Below are 4,064 nucleotides of genomic sequence, written 5' to 3' on the forward strand. Positions count from 1 at the left end.
CCCGGCGTGTCGCGCAAGAACTCCGCACTCAGCGATGTGCCACGGCTGAAGGGCCGGAAGGCGACTTATCGCCCATGTCTGGAGTCCGACCCAATTACTCCGCGGTTCTTTGTAGCTCCGCGAGAACATCCACCGAAAGAGTGTCGTGAGACACAAGCCAATCCCGATTCACGCCATGTTGCTCTTGCATGAGGCTCCGAAATTTCTTTAGCCATCTCTTGGCATGGGTTAACTGCATTGGCGACTCGTTAAATTCCGTTTGTGCACGCATGGATACGCGCCCCGCGCTATTGTCGCGGGCGGCTCCGGACTTGCTGTTGGATTCGGCTCTCGAATCGATCATTATTCGTATCGACTCGTCCTTGACGGCATCCATCGAAGACTCCAAGCATTCTGAAATGCTCCCTCCGGGGACTTCGGGTAGCGCTTGGGTCAGGTAATTCTCCGACAGGAAGTGTGCCTCAATCGACGTGCCTTCAGTCAGGAATGGGAATAGCCCCGCGGCGAACATTGTGTCCCTATATGCCTTAGCGTCACCTGCCGTCAAGTAGTCCCGATCGCGGTGCACTACGACTTTGGTGCCTGGGGCGTGGTCGGTGATAAACCTGCCCAAGAGAATGGCTGAATCTAGCTTGCTCGAGCTTTTGTAGCTCCATATTTCGTAATCTCCTGGCTCCCATCCCGATGATCTAACCAGCGTCTCAAGAAGAGAGGTGTCGGAGTCCTCTGTGATAACAATTAATTGCACTGCGCCGTTCCGCAGTCGATCGCGAGCATCGAGCGCGCCGATTTCAAGCAATCCGGTCACCGTGTCAAATTCCTCGGATTGGACATCGCCGCTCGTGACCCAATGGACAACTGCCCCGGCTGCTTCGAGTTCGTCGAGGAGGTGGCGAGAATGTGTCGAGAGAAGAACCTGAAACTCGTGGTCCTCGGAGAGTTGCCAGAGTAGTTGAGCGAGCCGCCGCTGGTTGTCGGGATGGAGATGTGAATCGGGTTCGTCAAGTATCAGGAGTTTCGGGCGATAGACTCCGACGTAAGCAAGGATCTGGATTGCCTGAAGGACCCCAGTGCCACACGAATCGATGGGTAGTCTTGGCCCGTCGGCATCCTTGACCGTTACGGTAATATGTTCGTCAGTCTCAGAGTCAAACGAAACTTCAACCCTGAGGCCAGGGAATAAACTGTGGAGCCGGGAGCCGAATTCGGTCCACGCCTCTTGGGTCTGATGCAGGCGATACAGAATATTTCGGAACACGCTATTTGCATCGCCACGAGCCGCTGCGCGCATCACAATGCCTGGTGACTTCAGTTCCTCGAAGGCGGGAATTCCCGCGAGCCCTGGCGCTACCACGCTGAACGGTGGCCTGAGCTCCTGGAGTTTGTGCCCGGTCTCCTTTCCTTCAATCTGCACCGAGATGTTCTTGTTCTTGCCGCGTGAAACGCGAATTCCTGCGGCCGCACCACTTTCCTCGTGAATTTCAACTTCGATTGATGTGGTAGCAGACTGTGCTAACCGGCCGCCGGTCGCTAGCGCGTGAACATCGCGCAGGGGTGTGTAAACCAGTTGGTTGGTCGCTAATGTGCCGCTAATTGAATTCCCAGTCCAACGTGCGACGCCGTCCATTTTTAGACTTTGGGCAACTGAGACGGCAAATTGAATTGCTTGAAGTAGGGTACTCTTGCCCGCGTTGTTCGGCCCAACGAGTACGGTAATGCGTCCCAGGTGTAGTTCAGTATCGGCTATTGACTTGAATCGCCGTATTGCAATCTGATCGATCATCAGCGCTCCGTTAGTTTAGGGTTACCCGAACCTAGCCGACCCCCAGCGCCTCGAGCCACTCGCGCGGCAGCAGGGCATAGCCCACGAACGCGACCACGTCGAGGATCGTGTGGGCGATCACGAGCGGGATCACGCGGTGGCGCCCCCACCTGCTCGTGTAGAACCACGAGAACACGACGCCCATGACGACGTTCCCGATGAACGGCCCGATGCCCTGGTACAGGTGGTACGAGCCGCGCAGCAGCGAGCTCCACCCGACGAACTTCACGCGCCCCCAGCCCAGGTCCTTGGTGCGCTCGAACAGGTACGCGACCGCGATGACCTCCTCGAGCAGGCCGTTCTGGAGGGCCGCGAGGATCAGGATCGGGACGGTCCACCAGTAGTCGGCGAGGTTGGCCGGGTTGATCTCGACCGTGATCCCGAGCGCTCGACCGGCGACGTACAGACCCAGGCCCGGGATGCCGATGACCGCGGCGAGCGCGACGCCCCAGCCCGTGTCGCGCCACGGCCGGGTGCCGTCGAGCCCGATGGCCCGCGTGACCGACCGGCCGCGCGCCGAGAGCAGGTAGAGCGCGAGCGCGACCGGGATGAGCGCGAACCCGATGCTGAGGATCTGATAGGTCAGGTCGAGGTACGGGCGGGGCGACTGGCTGTTGTTGAGGCTCGCGCTCTGCTGGGCGAGCGGGGTGCCCTCGGTGAGGCGCGCGATGATGTTGACGACCGCGTAGACGCCCGACCGGCCGAGGCTCAGTCCCAGCAGGATCCAGATCTCGGCCCCGATGCGGCGGCGGGTCTCGGGCCGGTCGGCCGTCGTCGGTGCCCAGCGGGACCGCTTCCCGCCTCCGGCCTCGCCCGCGGGCGCTACGTCGACCCCCGCCGGTCCGGGCTCGCGCGGCATGCTGGGCGGTGCTTCTGGCTCGGCGCCAGAGCCGGGGGGAGTGCCGGGGGGAGTGGTCACCTGGTCGTTATAGCACCCCGTGCGAAGGCGCGCCGAGCGGTCTTCACACAATCCTCGTGGGTTGGTCAACAGGCGTCCGGAGGGCGTGCAGACCGGTTTCCTACGCTGGGAGGACCGTGACTTCGAACAGACCCCCCTCCATCAGCCCGACCGCCCGAGACGCCCCTGCGCAGGGCGCTGCCGACGACGACCTCGACGAGAAGCCGCCAGGCCTCTCCGTCACCCAGGTCGTCGCGAGCGCGCTCGCTGCCGTGAGCTCGACGGTCCTGCTGTCGTACCTGGGGGTCGCCGGGACGATCATCGGTGCGGGCATCGCCTCGGTCCTGACGATCGTCGGGAACAACCTCTACACGCGCTCGATCCTCAAGACGCGCCGCCAGATGAAGGCGGCCCTCCAGGCGGGCGTCGTCCTGCCGGTCGGCAAGAACGGGCGCAAGGTCCTGCTGCCGACGCTCGCGGGGTCGCACGGGCAGGGCGCGGGTGGGGCGGACGGTTCCGACGGCTCCGACGCCGGGTCGGCTGAGGACGCGGACGCGACCAGGAGCGGCACCGCGGTGCTTCCTGCGGTCGGCGGCACGGGGAGGGTCGCGGACACCGCGGTCCTGGACCCGGCCGACCTCGACGGGACGGACCTCGGCGACCTGCGCACGGCGGCCGGGCAGGCAGTCGACGAGCCCGACGGCGCCACGGACCTTTCCGAGGACGGTGACGCCTCGGAGGACGGGGGAGCGGGCGACGGGACCGACGACGACGCGGCAGGCTCGAACCGGCCGAGCCGGCGGACCCTGATCCTGTCGACCGTCGCGGTGTTCGTCGTGCTCCTCGTGGGCGTGACCCTGGTCGAGGTGATCGCCGGGCGGCCCCTGAGCGAGATCCTGCGCGGCGAGGAGGGCTCGGGGACGACCATCAGCCACGTCGTCTCGCGCGAGCCCGCAGCAACAGACGGGACGACGGGTGGCACGACCGACACCACGACCGACGTGCCGAGCTCGGGCACCACACCCAGCCCGGCGCCGAGCGAGACCACGTCGACGCCCACGCCGACCGATCCTCCGACGACGGTCCCGGACCCCGAGCCGACCACGCCGGTCACGCCGGCCCCGGACCCGACCCCGGGGACGGGCGGGGACACCGGCGGCTCGGGCGCGGGCTCCGGCTCGGGAGGTACCGACCTCGAACAGCTGCCCGGCACGGGAACCGGTAGCGGTGCGGGGAGCGGCACAGGCGCGGAGGGCGTCCCGGGCACCTCGGGTTCCGCGACGTCCTGACGGCTCTCCGCTGCCGAGAAGTGAGTAGATGCCCCTGATCCACGCGGATCAGGGG

General features: G+C 64.9%; 3 protein-coding genes. 1 reads left to right on the forward strand and 2 read right to left on the reverse strand.

Features of this window, described 5'->3' with window-relative positions:
• Positions 1–94 precede the first annotated feature (94 nt).
• Both ACFWFR_RS17890 and ACFWFR_RS17895 read right to left on the reverse strand, forming a co-directional pair.
• On the reverse strand, positions 95–1,783 hold the full coding sequence (locus ACFWFR_RS17890; protein WP_377623936.1) for an AAA family ATPase: 1,689 nt from the start codon (positions 1,781–1,783) through the stop codon (positions 95–97).
• A 31-nt stretch (positions 1,784–1,814) separates the two neighbouring features.
• Positions 1,815–2,741 carry a CPBP family intramembrane glutamic endopeptidase gene (locus ACFWFR_RS17895; protein WP_377623938.1) on the reverse strand — a complete coding sequence of 309 codons (927 nt, stop codon included), beginning with the start codon at positions 2,739–2,741 and terminating at the stop codon, positions 1,815–1,817.
• 116 nt (positions 2,742–2,857) lie between these two features.
• On the opposite strand from ACFWFR_RS17895, the gene ACFWFR_RS17900 reads away from it, so the two are divergent.
• On the forward strand, positions 2,858–4,009 hold the full coding sequence (locus ACFWFR_RS17900; RefSeq protein WP_377623940.1) for a hypothetical protein: 1,152 nt from the start codon (positions 2,858–2,860) through the stop codon (positions 4,007–4,009).
• The last annotated feature ends 55 nt before the right edge of the window (positions 4,010–4,064 follow it).

The sequence above is a fragment of the Oerskovia sp. NPDC060287 genome, assembly GCF_042726775.1.
GTDB classification, from domain to species: domain Bacteria; phylum Actinomycetota; class Actinomycetes; order Actinomycetales; family Cellulomonadaceae; genus Oerskovia; species Oerskovia merdavium.

Bases quoted from the DNA above. Each gene is read 5' to 3' on its own strand.
- ACFWFR_RS17890 (WP_377623936.1), bottom strand. From the start codon at position 1,783: ATGATCGATCAGATTGCAATACGGCGATTCAAGTCAATAGCCGATACT.